Annotated in this window: 23 protein-coding genes; 7 read left to right on the forward strand and 16 right to left on the reverse strand. The window is 71.7% G+C overall.

Translation table 11 applies throughout. The annotated features are described in order from the left end of the window. Positions 1–11: 11 nt before the first annotated feature. Entirely contained in the window at positions 12–1,766 is a 1,755-nt protein-coding gene (gene araD, locus NON00_RS08740; protein ID WP_256019913.1) for an L-arabinonate dehydratase, read from the forward strand. A 17-nt stretch (positions 1,767–1,783) separates the two neighbouring features. Further along, entirely contained in the window at positions 1,784–2,500 is a 717-nt protein-coding gene (locus tag NON00_RS08745; RefSeq protein ID WP_256019916.1) for a ribonuclease activity regulator RraA, read from the forward strand. Between the two features lie 129 nt (positions 2,501–2,629). On the opposite strand, the gene paaE is transcribed toward NON00_RS08745, so the two are convergent. The 6 genes from paaE to NON00_RS08775 all read right to left on the reverse strand — a co-directional run bounded on the left by paaE (position 2,630) and on the right by NON00_RS08775 (position 7,326). Continuing rightward, complete coding sequence (paaE, locus tag NON00_RS08750; protein WP_256019919.1) at positions 2,630–3,709, reverse strand: 1,2-phenylacetyl-CoA epoxidase subunit PaaE; 1,080 nt, start codon at positions 3,707–3,709, stop codon at positions 2,630–2,632. A 13-nt stretch (positions 3,710–3,722) separates the two neighbouring features. Further along, entirely contained in the window at positions 3,723–4,232 is a 510-nt protein-coding gene (gene paaD / locus NON00_RS08755) for a 1,2-phenylacetyl-CoA epoxidase subunit PaaD (protein WP_256019921.1), read from the reverse strand. Positions 4,233–4,234: 2 nt separating this feature from the next. Continuing rightward, entirely contained in the window at positions 4,235–5,008 is a 774-nt protein-coding gene (paaC, locus tag NON00_RS08760; RefSeq protein WP_256019923.1) for a 1,2-phenylacetyl-CoA epoxidase subunit PaaC, read from the reverse strand. 11 nt (positions 5,009–5,019) lie between these two features. After that, entirely contained in the window at positions 5,020–5,307 is a 288-nt protein-coding gene (gene paaB, locus NON00_RS08765) for a 1,2-phenylacetyl-CoA epoxidase subunit PaaB (protein ID WP_256019963.1), read from the reverse strand. 38 nt (positions 5,308–5,345) lie between these two features. Then, positions 5,346–6,350, reverse strand: coding sequence for a 1,2-phenylacetyl-CoA epoxidase subunit PaaA (gene paaA, locus NON00_RS08770; protein ID WP_256019924.1), 1,005 nt, complete (start codon positions 6,348–6,350; stop codon positions 5,346–5,348). Positions 6,351–6,441: 91 nt separating this feature from the next. Beyond that, positions 6,442–7,326, reverse strand: coding sequence for a PaaX family transcriptional regulator C-terminal domain-containing protein (locus NON00_RS08775; RefSeq protein ID WP_256019925.1), 885 nt, complete (start codon positions 7,324–7,326; stop codon positions 6,442–6,444). A 179-nt stretch (positions 7,327–7,505) separates the two neighbouring features. Here NON00_RS08775 and NON00_RS08780 point away from each other — a divergent pair, with 179 nt between their 5' ends. The 4 genes from NON00_RS08780 to NON00_RS08795 all read left to right on the forward strand — a co-directional run bounded on the left by NON00_RS08780 (position 7,506) and on the right by NON00_RS08795 (position 12,308). Further along, positions 7,506–8,657: an ABC transporter substrate-binding protein gene (locus tag NON00_RS08780; protein ID WP_256019926.1), complete on the forward strand. Its 1,152-nt coding sequence runs from the start codon at positions 7,506–7,508 to the stop codon at positions 8,655–8,657. A gap of 101 nt (positions 8,658–8,758) precedes the next feature. Further along, positions 8,759–9,802, forward strand: a complete 1,044-nt coding sequence (locus NON00_RS08785) for a branched-chain amino acid ABC transporter permease (protein WP_256019927.1) — start codon at positions 8,759–8,761, stop codon at positions 9,800–9,802. A gap of 2 nt (positions 9,803–9,804) precedes the next feature. After that, entirely contained in the window at positions 9,805–11,580 is a 1,776-nt protein-coding gene (locus NON00_RS08790) for an ABC transporter permease subunit (RefSeq protein ID WP_256019928.1), read from the forward strand. Beyond that, the gene (locus NON00_RS08795; protein ID WP_256019929.1) at positions 11,577–12,308 is read left to right on the forward strand and encodes an ABC transporter ATP-binding protein; all 732 of its coding nucleotides are present in this window, start codon (positions 11,577–11,579) and stop codon (positions 12,306–12,308) included. Before NON00_RS08790 ends, NON00_RS08795 begins: the two co-directional genes overlap by 4 nt. A gap of 79 nt (positions 12,309–12,387) precedes the next feature. On the opposite strand, the gene NON00_RS08800 is transcribed toward NON00_RS08795, so the two are convergent. The 10 genes from NON00_RS08800 to NON00_RS08845 all read right to left on the reverse strand — a co-directional run bounded on the left by NON00_RS08800 (position 12,388) and on the right by NON00_RS08845 (position 22,389). Beyond that, entirely contained in the window at positions 12,388–13,011 is a 624-nt protein-coding gene (locus NON00_RS08800) for a TetR/AcrR family transcriptional regulator (RefSeq protein ID WP_256019930.1), read from the reverse strand. A gap of 81 nt (positions 13,012–13,092) precedes the next feature. Continuing rightward, positions 13,093–15,150, reverse strand: coding sequence for a phenylacetic acid degradation bifunctional protein PaaZ (gene paaZ, locus NON00_RS08805; RefSeq protein WP_256019932.1), 2,058 nt, complete (start codon positions 15,148–15,150; stop codon positions 13,093–13,095). Positions 15,151–15,153: 3 nt separating this feature from the next. Further along, on the reverse strand, positions 15,154–16,500 hold the full coding sequence (paaK, locus tag NON00_RS08810; RefSeq protein ID WP_256019933.1) for a phenylacetate--CoA ligase PaaK: 1,347 nt from the start codon (positions 16,498–16,500) through the stop codon (positions 15,154–15,156). Then, positions 16,494–16,940, reverse strand: coding sequence for a hydroxyphenylacetyl-CoA thioesterase PaaI (paaI, locus tag NON00_RS08815; RefSeq protein WP_256019934.1), 447 nt, complete (start codon positions 16,938–16,940; stop codon positions 16,494–16,496). Before paaI ends, paaK begins: the two co-directional genes overlap by 7 nt. Further along, positions 16,937–17,737, reverse strand: coding sequence for an enoyl-CoA hydratase-related protein (locus NON00_RS08820; RefSeq protein ID WP_256019936.1), 801 nt, complete (start codon positions 17,735–17,737; stop codon positions 16,937–16,939). Before NON00_RS08820 ends, paaI begins: the two co-directional genes overlap by 4 nt. A 172-nt stretch (positions 17,738–17,909) precedes the next feature. Beyond that, a complete protein-coding gene (locus tag NON00_RS08825) occupies positions 17,910–19,490 on the reverse strand; it encodes a class I adenylate-forming enzyme family protein (RefSeq protein WP_256019937.1) in 1,581 nt (526 codons plus the stop codon). Next, a complete protein-coding gene (locus NON00_RS08830; RefSeq protein ID WP_256019938.1) occupies positions 19,487–20,446 on the reverse strand; it encodes a 3-hydroxyacyl-CoA dehydrogenase NAD-binding domain-containing protein in 960 nt (319 codons plus the stop codon). Before NON00_RS08830 ends, NON00_RS08825 begins: the two co-directional genes overlap by 4 nt. A 105-nt stretch (positions 20,447–20,551) precedes the next feature. After that, complete coding sequence (locus tag NON00_RS08835) at positions 20,552–20,995, reverse strand: thioesterase family protein (protein WP_256019939.1); 444 nt, start codon at positions 20,993–20,995, stop codon at positions 20,552–20,554. A 13-nt stretch (positions 20,996–21,008) separates the two neighbouring features. Continuing rightward, positions 21,009–21,797 (reverse strand): crotonase/enoyl-CoA hydratase family protein, encoded by a 789-nt coding sequence (locus tag NON00_RS08840; protein ID WP_256019941.1) that lies wholly within the window; start codon positions 21,795–21,797, stop codon positions 21,009–21,011. Positions 21,798–21,897: 100 nt separating this feature from the next. Further along, positions 21,898–22,389, reverse strand: coding sequence for a MarR family winged helix-turn-helix transcriptional regulator (locus NON00_RS08845; protein ID WP_256019942.1), 492 nt, complete (start codon positions 22,387–22,389; stop codon positions 21,898–21,900). Between the two features lie 115 nt (positions 22,390–22,504). On the opposite strand from NON00_RS08845, the gene NON00_RS08850 reads away from it, so the two are divergent. Continuing rightward, positions 22,505–23,521: a tripartite tricarboxylate transporter substrate-binding protein gene (locus NON00_RS08850; protein WP_256019943.1), complete on the forward strand. Its 1,017-nt coding sequence runs from the start codon at positions 22,505–22,507 to the stop codon at positions 23,519–23,521. The last annotated feature ends 55 nt before the right edge of the window (positions 23,522–23,576 follow it).

Consider the following 23,576-nt stretch of genomic DNA (forward strand, 5'->3'; position numbering starts at 1 on the left):
GACGCCGCCTCATGACGAACTCTCCCCTGCCGCGCATCCGCACGCCGGAGAGCCTGCGCAGCGCGCGCTGGTTCGGCCCCGCCGATCTGCGCTCCTTCGGCCACCGCTCGCGCGCCATGCAGATGGGCTGGTCGGAGGAGGACTGGAAGGGCAAGCCGATCATCGGCATCCTCAACACCTGGTCCGACATCAACCCCTGCCACCAGCATTTCCGCGCCCGCGTCGAGGATGTGAAGCGCGGCGTGCTGCAGGCGGGCGGTTTCCCGGTGGAGCTTCCGGCGCTGGCGCTGCCGGAAAACTACATGAAGCCCACCACCATGCTCTATCGCAACCTGCTGGCGATGGAGACGGAGGAGCAGATCCGCAGCCTGCCGATCGACGGCGTGGTGCTGATGGGCGGCTGCGACAAGACCGGCCCGGCCCTTCTCCTCGGCGCGATGAGCGCCGGGGTGCCGGCCATCTTCCTGCCCGCCGGCCCCATGCTGCGCGGCAACTGGAACGGCAAGGTCCTCGGCTCCGGCTCGGATTCCTGGAAATACTGGGATGAGCTGCGCGCCGGCAAGATCACCGCCGAGGACTGGACGGGCGTGGAGCAGGGCATCGCCCGCAGCCACGGCACCTGCATGACCATGGGCACGGCCAGCACGATGACGGCGATCATCGAGGCGCTGGGCTTCACCCTGCCCGGCTTCTCCTCCGTGCCGGCGCCCGATTCCAACCATCCGCGCCTCTCCGCCGCGACGGGGCGGCGCATCGTCGAGATGGTGTGGGAAGACCTCGTCCCCACCCGCATCGCGACGGAAGCCGCCTGCCGCAACGCCGTGGCCGTGGCCATGGCCATGGGCTGCTCCACCAACGCGCTGATCCACCTGATCGCCATGGGCCGCCGCGCCGGCCATACCGGCTTCGGCCTCGATGATTTCGAGCGGCTGAGCCACAGCGTGCCCGTCATCGGCAATGTGCGGCCGAGCGGCACCACCTACCTGATGGAGGATTTCTATTACGCCGGCGGCATCCGCGCCCTGATGGAGCGCATCCGTGGCCATCTCGACACCACGGCGCTGACCTGCACCGGGCGCAGCGTGGGGGAGAACATCGCCGGCGCGAAGGTGACGAATGACGATGTGATCCGCCCGCTCGACAACCCGATCTATGGCGAGGGCGCGCTGGCCGTGCTGCACGGCAACCTCGCGCCGGATGGCTGCGTCATCAAGCCCTCCGCCATGGAGGAGCGCTTCCTGCGCCACAGCGGCCCGGCCCTCGTCTTCGACGACTATCCGTCGATGAAGAAGGCCGTGGAGGACGAGAATCTCGACGTCACGCCCGATCACGTGCTGGTGCTGCGCAATGCCGGCCCGCAGGGCGGCCCGGGCATGCCGGAATGGGGCATGCTGCCCATGCCGCGCGCGCTGCTGAAGCAGGGCCACCGCGACATGCTGCGCCTCTCGGATGCGCGCATGTCCGGCACCAGCTATGGCGCCTGCGTGCTGCATGTCTCGCCGGAGAGCTATATCGGCGGCCCGCTCGCCCTGCTGCAAACCGGCGACATCATCGAGATCGACGTGGCCGCGCGCAGCATCAACATGCGCGTGCCGGAGGAAGAGCTGGCCCGCCGCCGCGCCGCCTGGGTGGCGCCGCCGCCGCGCTTCGAGCGCGGCTATGGCTGGATGTTCAACCGCCACATCCGCCAGGCGCATGAAGGCTGCGACTTCGACTTCCTCAAGACCGAGTTCGGCGCGCCCATCGGCGAGCCGGCCATCTACTGACCGCAGGAGCCCCGGCAATGCCGCTGAGTGACGAGACCCGCGCGAAGCTGAAGCGCGTCAGCACCGCCACCCTGGCCACGGCGCTTTACAAGCGCGGCTTCCGCAGCCAGTTCATCCAGGATGTGCGGCCGCTGCACCCGCTGGCGGAGAGCATGGTGGGCGAGGCCTTCACCCTGCGCTACATGCCGGCGCGGGAGGACCTCAACAGGCTGGAGGCGTTCCGCGACCGCGGCCACCCGCAGCGCAAGGCGGTGGAGGAATGCCCCCCCGGCGCCGTGCTGGTGATGGACAGCCGCAAGGATGCCCGCGCCGCCTCGGCCGGCGGCATCCTGGTGACGCGGTTGCAGCAGCGCGGCGTGGCCGGCGTCGTCACCGATGGCGGCTTCCGCGATTCGGCGGAAATCGCCACGCTGGACATGCCTGCCTTCCACCACCGCCCCTCCGCGCCGACCAACCTGACGCTGCATCAGGCCATTGAGATCAACGTGCCGATCGGCTGCGGCGATGCGCCGGTGTTCCCGGGCGATGTCGTGGTGGGCGACAATGACGGCGTCATCATCATCCCCGCCCATCTGGCCGATGAGATCGCCGCCGAGGCCACCGAGATGACGGCCTTCGAGGATTTCGTCACCGAGCAGGTGCGCGCCGGGCAGTCCATCCTCGGCCTCTATCCGCCGACGGAGGAAAGCAACCTCGCGCGCTTCGCCGAATGGCGGAAGGAGAATAATCGGTAAGAGTTCTTTTTTGAAAAAAAGAACCAAAAAACTTTTTTCAGTTGGCGTCCCGCTTCAGGCCTGAGGCGGGACGCTAAACGGAAAGAAGTCTTTTTGCTTCTTTTTCTTCAGAAAAAGAAGAATTCTTTATTATAAACAATCATAATCCACGATGATCTTCTCCCCCTCCGGCCGTGCCTGGCAGCTCAGGACAAAGCCCGCCGCGACCTCGTCCGGCTCCAGGGAGTAGTTCACCTCCATCGCGGCGCTGCCCTCCGTCACCTTGCAGCGGCAGGTGCAGCACATGCCCCCCCGGCAGGACCAGGGCAGATCCAGCCCGGCGCGCAGCCCGGCCTCCAGGATGGTCTCGCCCCGGGCCACCGGCACGGCGCGGGTGATGCCGCCCACGGTGATCTCGGCCAGGGCGGCGGGCGTGGCCTCCACCGCCGGGGCAGCGCGGCGCGGCGTGGTGCCGGCGGCGGGGGTGAAGCGCTCGCGCTGGATGCGCGCCGCCGGCACGCCATAGGCGGCGAGCGCCGTGGCGGCCTCTTCCGTCATGCCATCCGGGCCGCAGAGGAAGGCGGTGTCGATCTCCTCCGGCCGCAGCAGGGCGGGCAGCAGGGCGGCGATGCGCGCGCCATCCAGCCGGCCATGCAGCGCCTCCAGCTCCTGCCGCTCCCGCGAGAGGACATGCACCACGCTGAGGCGGCCCAGATGGCGGTCCTTCAGGTCGTCCAGCGCCTCGCGGAACATGATGTCGCCGCTGCTGCGGTTGCCGTAGAGCAGCACGGCGCGGCTGCCCGGCTCCTGCTCCAGCAGCGCGCCGAGGATGGAGAGCACCGGCGTGATGCCCGAGCCGGCGGCGATGGCCAGGATGGCGCGCACCCGCGCCGGGTCGGGCCGCAGGCCAAAGCGGCCCTCGGGCGGCATCACCTCGATGCTGTCGCCCACGGCAAGGCTGGTATTGGCCCAGTGGGAGAAGCGCCCGCCCTCCACCGCCTTGATGCCGATGCGCAGCACGCCCTCGGAGGGCGCGCAGCACAGCGAATAGCTGCGCCGCACCTCCTCGCCCTCCAGCACGGTGCGCAGCGTCAGGTATTGGCCCGGCGTGAAACGGAAACTCTCTTGCAGTTCCTCCGGCACGGCGAGGGTGAGGCTGATGGACGAAGGGGTCTCGCGCCGCAGCGCGGTGACGCGCAGGCTGTGGAAGCGCGTCGTCAGGGCGTTCATCGCCGCCTCCCGGCTAGATGCATTTGAAATGGTCGAAGGGTTCCCGGCAGGCGCGGCAGCGCCAGAGGGATTTGCAGGCGGTGGTGCCGAACTCGCTGAGCCGCTCCGTGTCGGCCGAGGCGCAGCGCGGGCAGGCGGGGTCCGGCGCCAGGCCGAGCAGCGCCGCCCGCCCGGCGCCCGGCGGCGGCGGGGCGATGCCCGCTTGGCGCAGCTTCTCGCGCGCCTCCCCGGTCATCCAGTCCGTCGTCCAGGCGGGGGCGAGCACGGTGCGCACGCGCGGGCGCGGCAGCCCGGCGCGCAGCAGCGCGGCCTCCACCTCGAAGGCGATCATCGCCATGGCCGGGCAGCCGGAATAGGTGGGGGTGATGTCCACCTCCACCGCGCCATCCTCGGCCAGCCGCGCATCGCGCAGCACGCCGAGATCGGCGATGCTGAGGCTCGGGATCTCCGGGTCCGGCACCGTGGCGGCGGCGGCCAGGGCGGCGGCGCGCAGAGTGTCGCCGGCAGGGGCAAGGCCGCTCATGGCTACCACCGCGCATCCGGGTAGGCGCGCGGCAGGGACTGCATGACGGCCAGCAGGTGGCCGAGATGCTCGCCATGCCGGCCATGGTGCCCGCCGCTCTGCATCCAGCGCCCGGCGGCGGGCAGGGGCAGGGTGGCCTCGGCGAAGACGCGGGCGATGCTGGCCTCCCAGGCCGGGCGCAGCGCCGCCGGATCGATGGCGATGCCCTGGGCGATCAGCCCGCGTTCCGCCTCGTCCACCTCGAACATCTCGCCGGTGAAGGGCCACAGCGCATCGAGGGCGGCGCGCAGGCGGGCATGGCTTTCCGCCGTGCCATCGCCCAGCCGCACCACCCAGGCGGCGCTGTGGCGCTGGTGATAGGCCATTTCCTTCTCCGCCTTGGCGGCGATGGCGGCCAGCACGGCATCGGCGGAGGCCGCCATGGCGTTCCAGAAGGGCAGGGCGAAGGCGGCGTAGAGGAATTGCCGCAGCATGGTCTGCGCGAAATCGCCATTCGGCTGCTCGGCCAGCAGCAGGTTGCGGTATTGCGGCGCGTCGCGGAAATAGGCGAGGTCGTCTTCCGTGCGGCCCTGGCCATCGAGTGCGGCGGCATGGGTGTAGAGGGCGCGGGCCTGGCCGATCAGGTCCAGCCCCATATTCGCCAGGGCCAGTTCTTCTTCCAGCATCGGCGCCTGCCCGGTCCATTCCGACAGGCGGTGGCCGAGGACCAGGGTGGTATCGGCCAGGCGCAGCGCGTGCAGCACGCGCGGCGGCTCGGCGAGGGTGATGGTCGTCATGGCGCCCGCCCTCACATATGCCCGACTTCGGGCGGGATCTCGTAGAAGGTCGGGTGGCGGTAGATTTTTTCCGCCGTGGGCTCGAAGAACTCCGCCTTGTCCGCCGGGTCGCTGGCGATGATGGCGGCGGAGGGCACCACCCAGAGGGAAAGCCCCTCGCCACGCCGGGTATAGGTGTCGCGCGCCGCCTGGAGGGCCATTTCGGCATCCGGCGCGTGCACGCTGCCGGCGTGGCGGTGCGCCATGCCGGTGCGGCTGCGGATGAAGACTTCCCAGAGAGGCATGACGTTTTGCGGCATGGCGTTTTGGGGCATGGGATTCTCGGCCATGGCGGGGCTCATTCGGCGGCGAGGGGCGGGGTGGCGGCGCGGGCGCGGCGCTTCGCCGCATGGGCCAGGGCGGCCTCGCGCACCCAGGCGCCCTCCGCCTCGGCGCGGCGGCGGGTTTCCAGGCGCTGGCGGTTGCACGGGCCATCGCCGGCCAGCACGCGGCGGAACTCCGCCCAGTCGATGGCGCCGAAGCGCCAGTGGCCGGCCTCCGCGTCATAGCGCAGCGCGGGGTCGGGGAAGCTGAGGCCGAGGAAATGGCCCTGCGGCACCGTGGCATCGACGAATTTCTGCCGCAGCGCGTCGTTGCTGAAGCGCTTGATGCCCCAGCGCATGGACTGGTCCGAATGCTGGCTCTCGCTGTCGGGCGGGCCGAACATCATCAGGCAGGGCCACCACCAGCGGTTCAGCGCGTCCTGCGCCATCGCCTTCTGCTCGGCGGTGCCGCGGCTGAGGGCGAGCATCAGCTCATAGCCCTGGCGCTGGTGGAAGCTTTCCTCCTTGCAGACGCGGATCATGGCGCGGGCATAGGGGCCGTAGCTGCAGCGGCAGAGCGGGATCTGGTTCATGATCGCCGCGCCATCCACCAGCCAGCCGATGGCGCCGATATCGGCCCAGCTCAGCGTCGGGTAGTTGAAGATGGAGCTGTATTTGGCGGCGCCGGAGAGCAGCTGCGCCGACAATTCCTCACGCGAGACGCCGAGCGTCTCGGCGGCGGCGTAGAGATAGAGGCCATGCCCGCCCTCATCCTGCACCTTGGCCAGCAGCGCGGCCTTGCGGCGCAGGCTGGGGGCGCGGGTGATCCAGTTGCCTTCCGGCTGCATGCCGATGATCTCGGAATGCGCGTGCTGGCTGATCTGGCGGACCAGGGTGCGGCGATAGGCGGCGGGCATCCAGTCATTCGGCTCGATGCGCTCATCGGCATCGATGCGGGCCTGGAAGCGGGCCAGTGCCGCCGCATCCTCGGGGGTGGCGGCGGGGGCAGCGTCGCGCTGGTTCAGCGCCTGGGTGTACATGGGGTCGCCTCCTCCCCGCCCTTTTTCCCGGCGTTTCTGGCGCGCGGGGGGGGCGGTTTTGCGGGAGGATATGTCACATAAAATACGGCATTCAAGATAAATCGGTAACGCGTTCGCGGAAGCGCAGCGCCAGTTCCGGCCCCGGCGGCGGCAGCGCGCCGCCCTCGCCCCGGCCCTCCGCCTCCAGCCAGGATTCGGCGGCGGGCAGCAGGCGGTGATACAGCGCCCCCGCCAGCGCCCGTGCCGCCCGCCCCGGCCAGCCCGGCGGCAGCAGCGCCTCCGGCAGGCCAGGGTCGCGCAGCACCAGCCGGCGGAACTCATGCACCAGCAGCAGCCGCAGCGTCAGCGCCTCCAGCGGCGCGGGAATGGGCGCCTCCCGCAGCGGGGCGAAGAGCGTGAGGAACGCCGCATAGCCCTCCGCCAGCGGCGCCAGCGGGAAGGCCTGGCCCACCGCCGCCAGCGCCGCCGCATCCCGCGCCTCGGCGCGGAAGGCCGGCAGCCCCGCCGGCGGCTCCCGCCAGGGCGAGGCCAGCAGCCCCGGCGCCACCAGCGCGAAGCCCTGGGCCAGCAGCGCCTCCCGCTGCTCCGCCGCCTCGGCCAGGACGAAATGCAGCCGGCCATCCCAGTCCGGGGACCGCGCGGCATAGATGCGGCGGGCGGCGGCGGCGAATTCCGCCTCACCCCGCGCGCCCAGGCGGTGGAAGGAGAGCCGCCCCTGCCGGCTGCGCGCCAGCCAGCCCTCTTCCACCAGGCGCGACATGGCGGTGCGCACCTGGCCCTCATTCAGGCCGAAGCGGTCCAGCACCGCCTGCAGGCTGCCCAGCCAGAGGGAGCCGCCGCGCGGTGCCACCACATCGCCATAGAGCGTGATGATCAGCGAGGCGGTGCGCGGCGGGCGCGGCAGCCGGGCGAGCAGGCCGGACAGCGCGGGAGCAGGGAGGGGCGCCGCGCTCGGGGAGGGGCGGGGGAGGGACATGGCGGCTCCGGCACGGCGGGTCGGGAGGGCTGCAATGGCGCTGCCGGGGCGGTGCTGGCAAGCTGGGGCGGACCGTCCGGCCGGGGAAATTGCTTGATTTGACCGTCCGGCCGGTCAATTCTGCTGTCCAGAGGCGGGGCCAAAGAAGCCCCGGCACGTCCAAGGAGGAGAAAACGTCCATGCGGAAATTCGCCGCGGGCCTGTTGCTGGCGCTTGGCCTGGCGACGGCCGCCGAGGCCGCCGACCCCATCCGGGTCGGCGTCGTGCTGTCCGAAACCGGCCCGGGCGCCTCGCTCGGCATCCCCGAGGGCCGCTCCATCCGCCTGCTGCCGCGCGAGATCGGCGGCCTGCCCGTCGAATGGATCATCCTCGACGATGGCTCCGACACCACCCGCGCCGTCACCAGCATGCGCAAGCTGATCACCGACAACCGGGTGGATGCGGTGGTGGGGTCCACCGTCACCCCCGCCTCGCTCGCCATGGTCGAGGTGGCGGCGGAACAGCGCGTGCCCATGATCTCCCTGGCCGGCTCCGCCGCCATCGTCGCCCCCGTCGATGAACGCCGCCGCTGGGTCTTCAAGACCGCGCAGAACGACGCGCTGATGGCCGGCGCCGTGGCCGACACCATGGCCGCCCAGGGCGTGAAGAGCCTCGGCGTCATCGCCGTCAGCGACTCTTACGGCGATGGCTGGATCGCCACCATGCGCCCGCTGCTGGAGGCGCGCGGCATCCGCGTCGTCGCCGAGGAGCGCTATGCCCGCACCGACACCAGCGCCACCGGCCAGGCCCTGAAGCTGGCCGCCGCCAGGCCGGATGCCGTCTTCATCATCTCCGCCGGCACGCCCGCCGCCCTGCCGGCCAAGGCCCTGCGCGAGCGCGGCTATCGCGGCCCCCTGTACCAGACCCACGGCGTCGCCAATGCCGATTTCCTCCGCGTCGGCGGGCGGGAGGTCGAGGGCACCATCCTCCCCGTCGGGCCGGTCGTGCTGGCGGACCAGCTGCCGGAAAGCCACCCCTCGCGCGCCATCGCTAGGCAGTATCGCGATGCCTATGAGGCGGTGCATGGCGCGGGCAGCGTCTCGGCCTTCGGCTCCTATGCCTATGATGCCGGCATCCTGTTGCAGCACGCCATTCCGGTCGCCGCGCGTGCCGCCGCGCCCGGCACGCCGGAGTTCCGCGCCGCCCTGCGCGACGCGCTCGAAGGGCTGCGGAACGTCGTCTATGTCAATGGCGTCGCCAATATGTCCCCCACCGACCATGTCGGGCAGGACCACCGCGCCCGCGTGATGGCCGTCATCCGCAATGGCGGCTGGCAGCTTCTGGGGGAATAGAAACGGGAAGAGACTCCAGGGGCGCCGCCCCTGGAACCCCGCCGGGGGGACAGGGTCCCCCCGGACCCCGCCATCAGTGGGCTTTCAAGCCGGGGACTGGCATGGACCTCTCGATCCTTCTGGTGCTGGTGCAGGACGGCATCGTCAACGGTGCCATCTATGGCCTGCTGGCGCTGGCGCTCGTCATCGTCTTCACCGTCACCCGCATCATCTGGGTGCCCATCGGTGAGTTCGTCTCCTTCGGCGCCCTCACCCTCGCCATGCTGGAAGCCGGGCAGATGCCGGGCACCGTGGCCCTCACCGCCCTGCTCGGGCTGGGCGCGGCCGCGGCACGGCTCTGGGCGGCGCGCGCGCGCCTGACGCCGGCGGGGGTGGCGCGGTGCCTGCTCACCGCGCTGCTGCCGGCGGGGCTCGCGGCGCTGCTGGCCTGGGCCTGCCTCGCCTGGGGCGCGCCGCAGCCGCTGCGCATCCTCGCCGCCCTCGCCATTGTCACGCCCATGGCGCCCTTTCTGTATGACACGCTCTACCGGCCCATGGCGGGGGCCAGCGTGCTCGTGCTGCTCATCGCCTCCGTCGCCCTGCACCTCGCCCTGCAGGGGCTGGGGCTGATCTTCTTCGGCGCCGAGGGTTCCCGCACCGAAAGCCTGGCCGACAGCCTGCTGGAAATCGGGCCGCTGCTCGTCACCGGGCAATCCCTCATCATCCTGGCGGTGACGCTGGTGCTGATCGCGGCGCTGGCGCTGTTCTTCGGCCATACCCTGCTCGGCAAGGCGCTGCGCGCCACGGCGGTCAACCGCCTCGGCGCGCGGCTGGTGGCCATCCCCCCCGCGCTCTGCGGCCATGTCGCCTTCACCCTGGCGGGCGGCATCGCGGCGCTGGGCGGCATCCTCATCTCCGCCACAACCACCCTCTATTATGACACCGGCTTCCTCATCGCGCTGAAGGGTTTCGTCGCCGCCGTCATCGGCGGCCTTGCCAGCTACCCGCTGGCCGCCCTCGGCGCCCTGCTGATCGGGCTGGTCGAGAGCTTCGCCGCCTTCAACGCCAGCGCTTTCAAGGAAGTGCTGGTCTTCATGATCATCATCCCCGTGCTGCTGTGGCGCTCCTGGCGCATGCCCGCCGCGCTGGACGAGGGCGAGGAGTGACCATGCCCCACCGCCTCCTCCTCCCCCTCCTGGCGGCGCTGGCCCTGCTGCCGCTGCTGCCGGGCTTCCCGCCCTTCTGGGTCACCCTGCTCTGCTATGCCGGGCTGGCGGCGCTGGTCGCGCTCGGCCTCGTGGTGCTGACGGGTGTGGCCGGCCTCACCTCCTTCGGGCAGGCCATCTTCGTCGGCTTCGGCGCCTATGCCAGCGCCATCCTCACCACGCGCCACGGCGTCTCGCCCTGGGCGGCGCTGCCGGCGGCGCTGCTCGCCGCGGGCGTGATGGCGGCGCTGATCGGCGCGCTCACCCTGCGCCTGCGCGGCCACTACCTCGCCATCGCCACCATCGCCTGGAATGTCAGCTTCTACTACCTCGCCGCCAATCTCGACCTGACGCAGCGCAATGACGGCATCAGCGGCATCCCGCCCCTCCGCCTCGGCGAGACCGCGCTGACCGAGGCGCGCGCCTTCTACCCGCTGGTGCTGCTCTGCCTCGGCCTCGCTTTGCTGGCGACGCGCAACCTGCTCGATTCCCGGGTGGGCCGCGCCATCCGCGCCCTGCGCGGCGGCGCCCTCGCCGCCGAATCCTTCGGCGTGGACACCTACCGCGCGAAGCTGCTCGCCTTCATCTATGCCGGGTTGCTGGCCGGCCTCTCCGGCTGGCTCTACGCGCATCTGCAGCGTGCGGTGAACCCCTCGCCCTTCAGCCTGACCATGAGCATCGACTACCTGCTGATGGCCGTGGCCGGTGGCGTGCAGCATCTGGGCGGCGCGCTGCTCGGCGCCCTGCTGGTGACGCTGCTGCGCGACCAGTTGCAGAGCCTGCTGCCCGCCCTGCTCGGCGCCCAGGGCAATTTCGAGAGCATCGTCTTCGGCCTCGCCCTGGTGATGCTGCTGCAAGGAGCGCCGCAGGGGCTGTGGCCGCTGCTGATGCGCCCCTTCGCCCGCTGGAACGGCCCCCGCGCCGCGGCCACCCCGCCCCCGGCGGCCGCGCCCCTGCCACAGCGCGCCCGCCCCGCCCCGGGCACCGAGATCCTCCGTGCCGAGGACCTGCAAAAGCGCTTCGGCGGGCTGGTCGCGGTGAATGGCGTCGGCTTCCACCTGGAGGCGGGCGAGGTGGTCGGCCTCATCGGCCCGAATGGCGCCGGCAAGAGCACCACCTTCAACCTGCTGACCGGCGTGCTGGCGCCGACGCGGGGCGCGGTGCGCTTCCTCGGCACGCCCATCGCCGGCCTGCCGGCGCGCCGCATCGCCACCCTCGGCATCGCCCGCAGCTTCCAGCATGTGAAGCTGGTGCATGGCATGTCGGTGCTGGAGAATGTCGCCCTCGGCGCGCATCTGCGCGGCCGGGCCGGCGCCCTGCGCGCCGCGCTGCGCCTGGACCGCGCGGAGGAGGCGCGCCTCCTCGCCCTCGCCTGGGCGCAGATCGAACGCGTGGGCCTCGCCGCCGTCGCCCATCTGCCGGCGGACTCCCTGGCCCTCGGGCAGCAGCGCCTGGTGGAGATCGCCCGCGCCCTCTGCCTCGACCCCGTGCTGCTGCTGCTGGATGAGCCCGCCGCCGGGCTGCGCCACCTGGAGAAGGCTGCGCTCTCCTGCCTGCTCGACCGCCTGCGCGCGGAGGGCATGACCATTCTTCTCGTCGAGCACGACATGGATTTCGTCATGAGCCTGACCGACCGCCTCGTGGTGATGAATTTCGGCGCCGAGCTGGCGCAGGGCCGCCCGCGCGAGATCCAGCGCAACCCGGCGGTGATCGATGCCTATCTGGGCAGTGCGGCATGAGCGCGCCGCTGCTCGCCGCCGCCGCGCTGCATGTCGCCTATGACGGCATCCTGGCGGTGCAGGAGGTGCATCTGGCCGTGCCGGCCGGGCGCATCGTCACCATCCTTGGCCCGAATGGCGCGGGAAAATCCTCGCTGCTGAACGCGCTGATGGGCGTCGTGCCCTGCGCCGGGTGCGTCACCTTCGCCGGGCACGACCTCGCGGCGGAGGGTGTGGAGGCGCGCGTGGCCATGGGCCTCAGCCTCGTGCCCGAGAAGCGCGAATTGTTTTCCAGCATGAGCGTGGAGGACAATCTGCGCCTCGGCCGCTTCCGCCTGCGCCGCGGCGCCGGAGGCGAGGCCGCCCTGAAAAAAATCTTCGCCATGTTCCCGCGGCTGGAGGAGCGGCGGCACCAGCAGGCGGGCACCCTCTCCGGCGGGGAGCGGCAGATGCTGGCCATGGGCCGCGCCCTGATGGGCGAACCGCGCCTGCTGATGCTGGACGAGCCGAGCCTGGGCCTCGCCCCGCTGGTGGTGCGCGACATTCTGGAGGCCGTGGCGCGGCTGCGCGATGCCGGTGTCTCGATCCTGCTGGTGGAGCAGAATGCCCGTGCCGCGCTGCGCATCGCCGATTACGGCTATGTGCTGGAGGGAGGCCGCGTCGTGATGGAAGGCCCGCCCGCCACCTTGCAGGCGGATGGCCGCATCATCGAATCCTATCTCGGCTTCCGCGCGGCGGAGCCTGCCTGACGCTTTCTGAGGGCGGGTGCAGGGGACCCTGTCCCCTGCTGGGGGTGAGGGGGCAAAGCCCCCTCAGGCGCGCGGCGTTTCAGCTCTGTGCTTCCACCCGCAGCGCCGCCTTGGCGCCTTCCAGCCCTTCCGCCACCAGGGCGATGGCGATGCGCGCGTAATCCTCGCGCGAGAGCGGGCCGCCCTCACGGTGCCAGTGGTAATGCCAGTTGAGCATGGCGAAGATCGACATGGTCAGCGGCTTCAAAAGCCGTGGCGTGCGGCCGGTTTCCGGGTCCAGCTCCGCCACCACGGCCGAGACTTCGGCCACCAGCGCGCGCTCCAGCGCCTTCACGCTGTCCTGCCGCTCGGGCGAGAGCAGGCGCAGGCAGGTGATCTGCACATGGTGGATGGCATCCGCCTCGCGATAGGCCAGCAGCAGCGCGGTGGCCATCGCCTCCAGCCGAGCGCGGGGCGGCAGGGCAGGGTCGGCGGCCTCCCGCACGGCGAGGACCAGCTGGTGCAGATGCAGCGCCAGCACGTCGAAGAGCAGCGCCTCCTTGTCCTTGTAGTAGTGGTAGAGCAGGGCCTTGGAGACGCCGCAGGCCTCGGCCAGCATCGCCATGCTGGCGCGGTCATAGCCATGCTGGGCGAAGAGCTCCGCCGCCTGGCGCAGGATGCCCTCCCGCTTCTCCTCGTGATCCTGCGCGCGGGGGCGTGCCATGGGGGCGTGGTCCTTTCATCCTGTCCTGCCGCGCCGCAAACTGGCGGCGCGGCAGGCTCGGCTCAAGTTACTCGGCGCAAGTTACTCGGCGGCGGCGGAGAGGGCGCCGGGCCGCGCGCTCATCGTCAGCACCTGATAGCGCGCGACGGTCTCTCCGTGCTGGTTGAACACCTCGGCATCCCAGCGCACCTCGCCATAATGCGGCTGCCGCGCCGGGGATTTGGACTGCACCGTCAGCCGCACGGCGATGCTGTCCCCCGGCGAGACGGGCTTGAGGAAGCGGAGATTCTCCAGCCCGTAATTCGCCAGCAGCGGCCCCGGCGCGGGGTCGACGAAGAGCCCGGCGGCGAAGGAGAGGATCAGGTAGCCATGCGCCACCCGCCCCGGGAAGAAGGGATTGGCGCGCGCCGCCGCCTCGTCCATATGGGCATAGAAGGTGTCGCCGGTGAAATGCGCGAAATGCTCGATATCCTCGAGCGTGATGGCGCGCGCCGGGGTGCGGATGCTGTCGCCCACGCGCAGCGTGTCGTAGTCGAGGCGGAAGGGATGCTGGGTCGGGCTGCGTTCCGGCGCGCCCTTCAGCCATTGTCCGGTGAGGGCGGCGATGCGCTCCGGGCTGCCCTGTAGGGCGGTGCGCTGCATGTGGTGGTGCACGCCGCGCAGCCCGCCCATTTCCTCGCCGCCGCCGGCGCGGCCCGGGCCGCCATGCACGAGGCCGGGCAGCGGTGAGCCATGCCCGGTCGATTCCGGCGCGCTGTCGCGGTCGAGCAGCAGCAGGCGGCCATGGAAGGGCGCGAGGCCCAGGGTCAGTTCGGCGGAGATGGCGGGGTCCGCCGTGCAGATCGTGGCGACCAGGCTGCCCTCGCCGCGCCGCGCGAGTTCGATGGCCTGGCCGAGATCCTCATAGGCGGCGAGGGTGGCGACGGGGCCGAAGGCTTCCGTGTCGTGCAGCCGCGCGGCAGCCATGGGCGCGCGCGCGCGCAGCAGCACGGGGGCCATGAAGGCCCCCAGCGCCGCATCGGCCCCGAGCGGCGCGCAGGAATCCGGGTCGCCGTGCAGGATCTCGCATTCGCCGCGCAGCAGGGCGATGCGGCGGCGCACCTCCTCGCGCTGGTCGAGCCCGGCGAGGGCGCCCATCGTCACCTCCTCCCGCCGCGGGTCACCGGTGACGATGCGGGCGAGGCGCGCCATGAGGGCCTCGGCCACCGCCCCCTCCAGCGCGCGGGGGACGAGGATGCGGCGGATGGCGGTGCATTTCTGCCCGGCCTTCACCGTCATCTCGCGGGCCACCTCGCGGATGAAGAGATCGAATTCCGGCGTGCCGGGCGTGGCATCGGAGCCGAGCAGCGCGGCATTGAGCGAATCCCGCTCGGCCACGAAGCGCACGGCGTTGCGGGTGACGGCGGGGTGGTTGCGCAGCAGCGCCGTCGTCTCCACCGAGCCGGTGAAGGCCAGCACATCCTGCCCCGTCAGATGGTCGAGAAGATCGCCTGTGCCGCCGGCGATGAACTGAAAGGAACCTTCCGGCAGAAGACCGGAGCCGATGATCAGCCGCGCCAGGGCGTGGGCGAGCTGCGCGCCCGGCGTCGCCGGCTTGGCGATGACCGGCATGCCGGCGAGAAGGGCCGGCGCCAGCTTTTCCAGCAGGCCCCAGCAGGGAAAGTTGTAGGCATTGACCTGCACCGCCACGCCGGTGAGCGGCGTCAGAACATGCTGGCCAAGGAATTTTCCACCCTTGCCGAGAGGCTCCGCCGGGCCTTCCGCGAGCAGCGGCGCATCCGGCAATTCCCGCCGCCCGCGCGAGGCATAGGCGAAGAGCGTGGCGATGCCGCCATCAATGTCGAACCACGCTTCCTTGCGCGTCGTGCCGGTGTCGAAGGAGAGGGCGTGCAGTTCTTCCTTGTTCGCTTCGAGATGCAGGGCGAGACGCTTCAGCAGGTCGGCGCGGCCGTGGAAGGTGAGGCGGCGCAGCGCCGGGCCGCCTGCCATGCGGGCATGGCGGGCCATGGCGGCGAAGTCGAGATCGGCGCCGCCGCAGCGGGCCACCACGCGGCCATCGATGGCGCTGCGGATCTCCCGTGCGGTGGAGCCGGCGGGGATCCAGCGCCCCTCAGCATGGCTTTCCAGGATCAGCACCATGGCTTAGCCCTCCGCCGGGGCGCGGCGGTCGATGACGCGCCGGGCCTTGCCGGTGCTGCGCTCGATCGCGCCGGGGTCGCGCAGTTCGATCGTGGTGCTGACGCCGATCACCGCCTTGATGTGGTGCGCCAGTTCGCGCGCGCAGGCCTCGCGCTCCTCACCGATGATGCCCGGTTCCGCCTCCACCGCCACGGTCATGGAGTCGAGCGGGCCCTTGCGTGTCAGGATCAGCTGGTAATGCGGGGCGAGGCCGCGCACGCGCAGAATCTGCTCTTCCACCTGCGAGGGGAAGAGGTTGACGCCGCGCAGGATGATCATGTCGTCGCTGCGGCCCGTCACCTTCTCCATGCGGCGGAAGCCAGGGCGGGCGGTGCCGGGCAGCAGCCGCGTCAGGTCCCGCGTGCGGTAGCGGATGACGGGCATGGCCTCCTTGCTCAGTGAGGTGAAGACCAGTTCGCCCGGGCTGCCATCGGGCAGCACCGCACCTGTCTCGGGGTCGATGATCTCCGGGTAGAAATGATCCTCCCAGATATGCGGCCCGTCCTTGGTCTCCACGCATTCATTGGCGACGCCGGGGCCCATCACTTCTGAAAGTCCGTAGATATCCACGGCATGGATGCCGAAGGCCTGCTCGATCTCCTGGCGCATCGCCTCGGTCCAGGGCTCAGCGCCGAAGATGCCGATGCGCAGGCTGGTGCCGCGCGGGTCGATGCCCTGGCGGCGGAATTCCTCCAGCAGCGCCAGCATGTAGCTCGGCGTCACCATGATGATCTCCGGGCGGAAATCGGTGATGAGCTGGACCTGCCGCTCCGTCATGCCGCCAGAGACGGGGATGGCGGTGCAGCCCGCCGCCTCCACCCCGTAATGCGCGCCGAGGCCGCCGGTGAAGAGGCCATAGCCATAGGCGATATGCACCTTCATCCCCGGCCGCCCGCCGGCGGCGAGGATGGAGCGCGCGACCAGCCCGGCCCAGGTCTCGATGTCACGCTTCGTATAGCCCACCACGGTGGGTTTTCCGGTGGTGCCGGAGGAGGCGTGGATGCGCGCGACATCGCTTTGCGGCACGGCGAACATGCCGAAGGGGTAGTTGGCGCGCAGATCCGCCTTGGTGGTGAAGGGGAAGCGCGCGAGGTCCGGCAGGTCGTGGAAATCCTCGGGGCGGATGCCCGCCGCGTCGAAGGCCGCGCGGTAATGCGGCACATTGGCGTAGGCATGGCGCAGCGTCCAGGCCAGGCGCTCGCGCTGCAGGGCGCGCAGCTCGGGCTGGGTGAGGGCCTCGGCGGCATCGCGCAGGCTGTTGGGCAGCGGCTCGCCGAGCTGGCGGCCTCCGGTCTCGGGCAGGCTCAGCATGGGCTTTCCTCCGGCACCAGCGTGCCTTGGATTTCGCGGGACTGGCCCCGGAAGGCGGCGAGGATGCTGCCATCCTGGCCGCGCAGCAGCACGTCATAGACGCCGCTGCGCCCGGCCTCGGCGGTGCGCCGGGCCGTGGCGGTGACGACATCGCCCGGCCGCGCGGGGCGAAGGAAGGTGATGTCGCAGGCCTGCGCGACGGCGCGCCGGTTGCTGCTGTTGCAGGCGAAGGCGAAGCAGCTATCGGCCAGGGCAAACAGGAATCCGCCATGGCAGGTGCCGTGCCCATTGGCCATGAAGGCGGCGATGGGCATGCGCATCTCCGCCTCGCCGGGCGCGACGCGCAGCAATTCCATGCCGAGATGGCGGGAGGCGGCATCGCCCTCCCACATCGCGGCGGCGGCGGCCTCGGCAAGGGCCTGCGGGCTGCGCGCGCTCATGCGGGGGCGCCGGCGAAACGGGGGGCGCGCTTCTCGTGGAAGGCGCGCAGCCCCTCGGCGAAATCGGCCTCCTGGCCGAGGCTGCGCTGCAGGTCGCGCTCCCGGTCAAGCTGCGCGTTGAGGCTGTTGCCCTCCGCCTCCTGGAAGGCGCGCTTGGTGGCGGCGAGGGCGCCCGCCGGCAGGCGGGCGAGGTGGGCGCAGATGTCCCGCGCGGCGGGCAGAAGCTCCGCCGCCGGCAGGGCGCGCCAGACGAGGCCCCAGGCGGCGGCCTCCTCGCCGGAGAGCGGCTCGCCGAGCAGCGCATGGCCGAGGGCGCGGGCGCGGCCGGCAAGGCGCGGCAGCAGCCAGGTGCCGCCGCTGTCCGGCACCAGCCCGAGCCTGGCGAAGGGCTGGAGAAAGCGCGCATCCGTGGCGGCGACGACAATGTCGCAGGCCAAAGCGAGATTGGCACCCGCCCCGGCGGCGACGCCGTGCACCGCGCAGACCACGGGCTTGGGCATGTCGCGCAGCCGCCGCACCAGCGGGTTCCAGCCTTCTTCCAGCGTGGCGCCGAGATCGGGCGCGTTGCCGGCGAGGCCGGGATCGGCGAGGTCCTGCCCGGCGCAGAAGCCGCGTCCTGCACCGGCCAGCAGCAGGGCGCGGCAGGTGGGGTCCGCGGCGGCCTCATCCAGCGCGGCGGCCAGGGCGCGGGCCATGGCGCCGTCGAAGGCGTTCAGCCGGGACGGGCGGTTGAGCAGCAGCAGGCGATAGCCGGCATGGCGCTCCACCAGGATGGGGGGTGCGTCGGGCTGGTCCACAGGTTCCTCCCTCTGGCCGGCCGAAGGCTTTGCGCTTCTCTATTGACCGGCCGGACGGTTAACTATGTCCATGGCCAGCAGCGCCGTCAACTCTCTTGAACGGAAGGCGGGGTCCGGGGAGGCCCTGCCTCCCCGGCGGATGGGGCGCGGGGAAGGCGGCGCCTTCCCCGCTTCAGGCGGCGCTGTCGCAGGCGAGGTGGCGGAGCGCCTTGCGGTCCAGCTTCTGCACGCCGGTCATCGGCAGGGCCTCGACGATGCGAAATTCCCCGGGGCACTTATAACCGACGAGCCTCTCCCCCACGAAACCGGCCAGCGCCGCCTCGGACAATTCCACCCCCGGCCGCGCCACGACATAGGCGATGACGCGTTCCCCGCCGCTGCGCGCATCCGGCACGCCGACCACCCCCGCCGCCGCGATGCCCGGATGGGTATAGAGAACCTCCTCCACCTCGCGCGGGTAGACGTTGAATCCCTTGACCAGCACAACATCCTTCTTGCGGTCGGTGATGAAGAGAAAACCCTCCTCATCGAGATGCCCGACATCGCCGGTGTGCAGGAAGCCATCGCGCAGCACCTCCGCCGTTTCGTCCGGCCGGTTGCGATAGCCGGCCATGAGATGCGGCCCGCGGATGCAGACCTCGCCGCGCGCGCCGGCGGGCAGCACGCGCCGCCCCGTCTCGACATCGACGATGCGGATCTCGTTGCCCGGCAGGGCGCGCCCGACCGAGCCGGGCCGCACGCCGCTGAGCGCGGTGATGCCGCTGATCGGTGCCATCTCCGTCATGCCATAGCCTTCGTGGATATCGAGCCCCGTGGTGGCGCGCCAGCGTTCCAGCAGGTCCACCGGCATCGGCGCCCCGCCCGCCGGGCAGACGCGCAGCGCGGAGAGATCCGCCCCCGGCAGGTTGGCCGCCGCCAGCACCCCGGCATAGATGGCCGGCGGGCCGCCGCCGAACACCGTGACGCGGTGCCGCGCCAGCAGCTCCACAATATGCTCGGGCTTGAAACGCTCGGGGATGATGATCTCCGCCCGCGCCGAGAGCGGCGCCAGAACGCCCTGCAGGAAGCCGTAGATATGCGTGAAGGGCGCGATGGGCAGCCAGATTTCATCATCGCGCCGCGTCGGCCAGTTGTATTCGAAGCGGCGCAGCGCGGCGGCGAGGCGGCCATGGCTGTGCTCCACCGCCTTGGGCAGGCCGGTGGTGCCGCCGGTCAGCATCAGCGCCGCGATATCGCCCTGTTCCACCGGGCGGCGCGCCCAGGGCGCGGGTGGTTCGGCGGCCAGGGCCGTGGCGGTGAGCGCGCCTTCCTCCAGGCAGAGAATGGCCGGCTCGCCCAGCCGCGCGGCGAGCATCTCGACCAGGGGCCGCGTCGCCGCGGTGCAGAGGATGACGCGCGGCGTCACCTCCCGCAGCAAAGGTTCCAGCTGGGGAGCGGGATAAAGCGGATTGAGCAGGGCCGGCGGCGTCAGCGCCCGCAGCGCCGCCAGATAGCCGAGATAAAAGGCGATGCCATTGGGCAGCAGCAGCGCCACGGCCTCGCCCGGCGCCGCCAGCGCGGCGATGCGGCGCGCCAGCGCGGCGACGGCGCGCCCGGCCTCGCCATAGCGCAGCGCCTGTCCGGTCTGTCGCGCCATCACGCGGGTCGGGCGGGTTTCCACCGCGTCGCGGAACACCGCGTCGAGGGTGGCGAAGGGCGGGCGCCGCTCACCCACGCCGTAGAGCGGCAGGGCTTCTTCCGGGTTCAGGCTCATGCCAGGGATTCCTGTGCGGCCTTCAGGCGCAGCAGCGCCAGGAGGGCCTCGTCACGCGCCTCGCGGACGGCTTCCGCCTCGCGGCCAGCCAGGGCCTCGGCCACGCCCTCCCGCGCCACCTGCGCCAGCCGGGTATCGACATGGGCGCGGCCGAGATCCGCCCACATGCCTTCCGTCGCGCGCCACAGCGGTTTCTCGAAGAGCGCGGCGATGCCGCCAGGGCCGCCGGCGAAATGCAGGTTGAGGAAAGGGCCGAGCAGGGCCCAGCGCAGGCCAGGCCCCTGCGCGATGGCGGCGTCGATATCGGCGATGCTCGCCACGCCCTCCGCCGCCAGGTGGAAGGCCTCCTGCCACAGCGCCGCCTGCAGGCGGTTGGCGACGTGGCCGTTGATCTCCTTGTGGAGCAGGATCGGGTGCTTGCCCAGGGCGCGGTAGAAATCCATGGCGCGGGTGATGGCCCCGGGCGCCGTCGCCGGGCCGCCCAGCACCTCCACCAGCGGGATGAGATGCGCCGGGTTGAAGGGATGGCCGAGCAGCACGCGCTCCGGGTGGCGGGCGCAGGCGTCCTGATAATGCGAGGGGCCGAGGGTGGAGGAGGAACTGGCCAGGATCGCCGCCGGCGGCGCCGCGGCATCGAGGCGCTGGAACAGGGCGCGCTTCAGCGGCCCATCCTCGGGGCCGCTTTCCTGCACGAAAGTCGCGTGCGCCACAGCGTCTTCCGGGGATGCGGCGAAACGCAGGCGCTCCACGCTCGCACCGGGGGCGAGGCCCAGGGACTGCATGGCCGGCCATTGTGTGGCCAGGGTGGCGCGCAGTTGCGTCTCCGCATCGGGGGCGGGGTCATAGGCCACCACATCCAGGCCGCGCGCCAGGAAGAGCGTGGCCCAGGCGGCGCCGATCAGGCCCGTGCCGATCACGGCCACAGGGCCAGCCAGCGGGGTGGGTGATGCTGTCATTCTTGTCCTCCCTGCCGGGGTGCCGCCCGGCCCGGCCATGGACCGGAGAGGGCGCCGCCCTCTCCGGACCTCTCCCGCCAGGACCCTGAGGGTCCTGGACCTGCGTCAGGTCAGGATGGGCTGCGCGGCGCCGGTCAGGCGGGCGGCCACCTCGGCGGGGAAGGGGGCGGCGCGCAGGCCGCCGGGGCGCGTCGCGTCGCGCACGGCCCAGACGCGCGTCTCGATCCCCTCCACCGCCAGCGTGCCATCGGCCCGCCACAGCCGGTGGCGGATATCGAGGCTGCTGCGCCGCAGATCCTCCACCGCGCTGTCGATCCGCACCGTGTCGCCAAAGGCGCAGGGGGCGCGGAAGGTGGCGCGCGTATCCACCAGCGGGATGCCAAGGATGCCGTGCTGGCGCAGCATCTCGGGCTTCGGCATGCCCAGCGCGGCGGCGAAGAGCGCGGCGGTCGCGGCGTCGAACCACTCGAAATAGCGCGGGTTGAAGACGATGCCGGCCGGGTCGCAATCGCCCCATTCGATCAGGCGCGTGCGGCTGTTCTGGAACATCGCGCGGGGCTCCTCAGTCCGCGGCATCGGGGGCGGCGACCTTGGGGCCGCGGCCGGCGGCGAAATCGGCCAGGCGCTCCCGCGCCTCCGCCCCGCTCTGCGCCAGCGCCGCCATCATGCTCTCGACGAAAAGCCCGTCCTCCTCGGCCATGTCCTGGATGCGCGGCAGCGCCTGCAACACGCCAAGCAGCGTCAGCGGCGCCATGCCGGCGATGCGCTCCGCCAGCTCGGCCGCCCTGGCGCGGCCCTCGCCGGCGGGGGTGAGATACTGCACCAGCCCGGCGCGCTCCGCTTCCTCGGCGCTCAGCACGCGGCCGGTCAGCATCATGTCGGCCATGCGCGAGGCCCCGAGCAGCCGCGCCACATTCACCGAGGCGCCGCCGCCCACATAGATGCCGCGCGTGCCCTCCGGCAGGGCGAAGAAGGTGCCCGCCTCCGCCACGCGCAGATGGCAGGCCGCCGCCATCTCCAGCCCGCCGCCCACCGTGGCGCCGTGCAGCGCGGCGATGACGGGAATGCGCCCGCGCTTCAGCTCGTTGAAGGCGGCGTGCCACATGCGGGAATGGTGGAACACCTCCGCCGGCTCGCGCGCGCGGTGCTCGGCGAGGTCGAGCCCGGCGCAGAAGCACGGGCCCTCGCCCTGGATCACCAGCACCGCCGCCTCGGCCTGGGCGCGGCGCACCGCCGCCAGCCATTCCCGCAGCATCGCGTCGTTGATGGCGTTGCGCTTGCGCGGGCGGTCGAGCGTCAGCCACGCCACGCGGCCGCGCAACTCGTAGCGGATGGTTGGGCCGGCTTCCATGCTGCGCTTCCTCCCCCAGGTCGGGCTTGCGTCGTTTATGTAAGCTCCATAATAATAAGCCGGACGCCGGCCGCAAGAGCCAAGGCGCGGGGGGAGGGCTTCAGCGTTGCAGCAGCTTCTGCAGCAGGCCGACGAAATGCCGCCGCTCGGCGGGGCTCAGCGCCTCGGCGAAACGGGCATCGGTGCCCTCATGGATGCGCTCCATCTCCGCCCAGGCGGCGCGGCCCTTTTCCGTCAGGTGCAGCAGGCTGGCGCGCAGCTCGGCCTCGTCCGTGCTGCGCTCCACCAGCCCGGCGGCGACAAGGTTGTTGACCAGCACGGCGATGTTGGAGGGCTTCACGCGCAGCTCCTCGGCAATGGCGCCGGGGCGCACGCCGGGGTTGGCGGCCACCAGCGCCAGCACGCCATAGCCGGCCGGGGTGATGCCGAGGCCGGCGAAGCTGCGGTGGAATTCATCGAAGGCGCGCAGCTGCGCCAGCCGCACCAGGAAGCCGGGGCTGGCGGCCAGCGGCGAGTCCAGCCCGCCCGGTCGGCCGGGGGTGGCGGCGGCGGGTGCGGGGGAGGCGGGGCGCTTGCGGGGAGGCTTCGGCATGATGGCCCGTCCTCTACCGCCGCGAGAGTGGAACAGGAAGCCGGGAATCGGGCAGGCTGCCAGCCATGGCGGCGCCCGGCGCAAGACCCGGCCCGCGACAGGGAGGACAGGAAAGATGGATGAGGCATTCCGCCGCCGGGCCGTGCTCGGTGGCATGGCGGGGGGCATGGCCGCGCTGGTGGCCCCGCTGGCGGCCCCGCGCGGGGCGCGCGCGCAGGGGGCGGCGCCGGTCTTGGACCAGGTGGCGCGCACCATCGTCGGCTTTCCCGCCGGCGGCTCCTCCGACACCGTGGCGCGGCTCTATGCCGAGCGGCTGCGCGGCGCCTACGCCCCGCAGGTGATCGTGGAGAACCGCCCCGGCGCGGGCGGGCGCGTCGGCATCGAGGCGGTGAAGGCCGCGCGCCCCGATGGCGCCACGCTGCTGCAGACGCCGGCCAGCATGCTGACCATCTACCCGCACATCTATCCGCGCTCCGTGCGCTATGACGCGCTGGCCGATTTCATCCCGGTCACGCCGGTGTGCAGCTTTCCCTTCGGCTTCGCCGTGCGCGCCGACCACCCTGCGCGCAGCCTGGCCGAATTCGCCGCCTGGGCGCGCGCCCAGGGCAATGCCGTGCCCTTCGCCAGCCCCGCCGCCGGCTCCATGCCGCATTTCCTCGGCGTGCAGATGGCCAAGGCGCTCGGCCTCTCGCTCACCCATGTGCCCTATCGCGGCAGCGCCCCGGCCATGCAGGACCTGATCGGCGGGCAGATCCCCGCCGTCATGCTGGTGCTGGGCGATATCACCGAATACCAGCGCACCGGTCATGTCCGCATCCTCGGCATTTCCGCGCCGCAGCGCCTGCCGCGCCTGCCGGAACTGCCGACCTTCGCCGAGCAGGGATACCCCGCCCTGACGGCGGAGGAATGGTTCGGCGTGCTGCTGCCCGCGCGCACCCCGGCGCCGGTGGTGGCCGGGCTGCACCGCGCCCTGCTCGCCGCCGCCGCCCAGCCGGAGCTGCAACAGGCCCTCGCCCGCCTCGAATACAGCACCGCCCCGCGCGAGCCCGCCGCCTTCGCCGCCCAGATCGCCGAGGAGCGCCAGCGCTGGGGCGGCATCATCGCCGATTCCGGGTTTCAGCCGGAGGATTGAGGAAGACAGGGCGCGGTCCTGAGAGGGGCTTCGCCCCTCTCAGACTCTCCCCACC

The organism is Roseomonas sp. GC11 (genome assembly GCF_024437745.1).
GTDB lineage: Bacteria > Pseudomonadota > Alphaproteobacteria > Acetobacterales > Acetobacteraceae > Pseudoroseomonas.

Coding starts and splice junctions, on each gene's coding strand:
- paaK (WP_256019933.1), bottom strand. CDS start 16,500: ATGCTGAGCCTGCCCGAGACCGGAGGCCGCCAGCTCGGCGAGCCGCTG.
- NON00_RS08850 (WP_256019943.1), top strand. CDS start 22,505: ATGGATGAGGCATTCCGCCGCCGGGCCGTGCTCGGTGGCATGGCGGGG.
- NON00_RS08775 (WP_256019925.1), bottom strand. CDS start 7,326: ATGTCCCTCCCCCGCCCCTCCCCGAGCGCGGCGCCCCTCCCTGCTCCC.
- NON00_RS08800 (WP_256019930.1), bottom strand. CDS start 13,011: ATGGCACGCCCCCGCGCGCAGGATCACGAGGAGAAGCGGGAGGGCATC.
- NON00_RS08790 (WP_256019928.1), top strand. CDS start 9,805: ATGCCCCACCGCCTCCTCCTCCCCCTCCTGGCGGCGCTGGCCCTGCTG.
- paaC (WP_256019923.1), bottom strand. CDS start 5,008: ATGACGACCATCACCCTCGCCGAGCCGCCGCGCGTGCTGCACGCGCTG.
- NON00_RS08780 (WP_256019926.1), top strand. CDS start 7,506: ATGCGGAAATTCGCCGCGGGCCTGTTGCTGGCGCTTGGCCTGGCGACG.
- paaA (WP_256019924.1), bottom strand. CDS start 6,350: ATGTACACCCAGGCGCTGAACCAGCGCGACGCTGCCCCCGCCGCCACC.
- NON00_RS08835 (WP_256019939.1), bottom strand. CDS start 20,995: ATGTTCCAGAACAGCCGCACGCGCCTGATCGAATGGGGCGATTGCGAC.
- NON00_RS08795 (WP_256019929.1), top strand. CDS start 11,577: ATGAGCGCGCCGCTGCTCGCCGCCGCCGCGCTGCATGTCGCCTATGAC.
- NON00_RS08745 (WP_256019916.1), top strand. CDS start 1,784: ATGCCGCTGAGTGACGAGACCCGCGCGAAGCTGAAGCGCGTCAGCACC.
- paaB (WP_256019963.1), bottom strand. CDS start 5,307: ATGCCGCAAAACGTCATGCCTCTCTGGGAAGTCTTCATCCGCAGCCGC.
- NON00_RS08785 (WP_256019927.1), top strand. CDS start 8,759: ATGGACCTCTCGATCCTTCTGGTGCTGGTGCAGGACGGCATCGTCAAC.
- paaE (WP_256019919.1), bottom strand. CDS start 3,709: ATGAACGCCCTGACGACGCGCTTCCACAGCCTGCGCGTCACCGCGCTG.
- NON00_RS08840 (WP_256019941.1), bottom strand. CDS start 21,797: ATGGAAGCCGGCCCAACCATCCGCTACGAGTTGCGCGGCCGCGTGGCG.
- paaZ (WP_256019932.1), bottom strand. CDS start 15,150: ATGGTGCTGATCCTGGAAAGCCATGCTGAGGGGCGCTGGATCCCCGCC.
- paaD (WP_256019921.1), bottom strand. CDS start 4,232: ATGAGCGGCCTTGCCCCTGCCGGCGACACTCTGCGCGCCGCCGCCCTG.
- araD (WP_256019913.1), top strand. CDS start 12: ATGACGAACTCTCCCCTGCCGCGCATCCGCACGCCGGAGAGCCTGCGC.
- NON00_RS08825 (WP_256019937.1), bottom strand. CDS start 19,490: ATGAGCCTGAACCCGGAAGAAGCCCTGCCGCTCTACGGCGTGGGTGAG.
- paaI (WP_256019934.1), bottom strand. CDS start 16,940: ATGAGCGCGCGCAGCCCGCAGGCCCTTGCCGAGGCCGCCGCCGCCGCG.
- NON00_RS08830 (WP_256019938.1), bottom strand. CDS start 20,446: ATGACAGCATCACCCACCCCGCTGGCTGGCCCTGTGGCCGTGATCGGC.
- NON00_RS08845 (WP_256019942.1), bottom strand. CDS start 22,389: ATGCCGAAGCCTCCCCGCAAGCGCCCCGCCTCCCCCGCACCCGCCGCC.